Here is a 1,039-nt window from a genome sequence, read left to right on the forward strand (position 1 = left end):
TTGGCACAGTAGAGCCCTTCGGTCTTCTCGCGGATGAAGTCGAAGCGGATGTGGGTGTCGATCAGCCGGAGCAGGTGATCACGCGGAACCAGTTGGTCCAGCGTCACCATCTCCAGTTCGGTCTGAGAGGTGGCGGCGGCAGGCTTGAGCATGCTGCCATTATAAAAAACGAAACTCCCGACGGGTGGGGGCTTGGGGCTTTGTCAGCGGCGGAGCGTGTCGGGCCGGTCAGCCCCCGCTGCCGGCCTCGAGGCGGCGGGACGCCTCCGGCCCCGTCATCCCCGCCACGCCCAAGCCCAGTGCCGCCGCCCACTCGGCCGCGCTGTGCACCTGCTCCGCATACACGACCACCCCCAGCCCGCGGGCCAGGTCGACGATCGCCTTCACCAGGCGCTGATGCCCCGGGTTGTCCTCGAGGCCCGCCACGAAGCTCCCGTCCAGCTTGAGATAGGCCAGGCGCAGCGCATACAGGCGCGGCAGCGCCGCCAGCTGGCGCCCGAAGTGTTCGATGCCCAGCTGCGCGCCATGCCGGGCCAGCACCTCGGCGAGCCCCTCGAGGCCGGCCAGCTGGGCGTCCAGCCCGCGCTCGCTCACCTCCACCGACACCCGCGCCGCGGCGACCCCCGCCCCCGCCAGCAGCACATCCAGCCGCTCGAGGAAGCCCGGCTCGGTCAACGAGCGGGGTGCAAGGTTGATCGCGATCGGGTCGGCCGTCGTGGCCAGGCGTCCCAGCCCCAGGCGGACGGCCTCGAGGTCGCAGGCGGACGCGAGGCCCACCCGCACCGCCGCCGGCATGAACTGCCCCGCGGTCAGCACCGCTGCCCCGTCGCCCTGGGCAAGGCGCAACATGCACTCCCGATGCACGAGACGGCCGTCGGCGGCCAGTACCGGGTAGTCGATCAACTGGAACTGCTGGCGTGCGAGGGCGTTCTCCAGCAACGCCCGCCAGGCACCCTCGCCGTGGACGGCTTGCGCCTCGGGCGCGCGGTCGGTCTCGACCACCAGCGCCCCCGTCGACTCGGCCCGCATCAAGGCCGAG

The 1,039-nt window shown here is 71.7% G+C and carries 1 protein-coding gene and 1 pseudogene; both read right to left on the bottom strand.

The window, feature by feature from the left end:
- Positions 1–152 (bottom strand): annotated as a pseudogene (locus ACE3OU_RS16510) (IS5/IS1182 family transposase); the annotation flags it as partial.
- A gap of 76 nt (positions 153–228) precedes the next feature.
- Positions 229–1,039 (bottom strand): EAL domain-containing protein (locus ACE3OU_RS16515; RefSeq protein WP_374242648.1); only part of this gene is annotated, 811 nt, incomplete at its 5' end.

It is taken from the genome of Zoogloea sp. (genome assembly GCF_041908905.1).
GTDB lineage: Bacteria > Pseudomonadota > Gammaproteobacteria > Burkholderiales > Rhodocyclaceae > Zoogloea.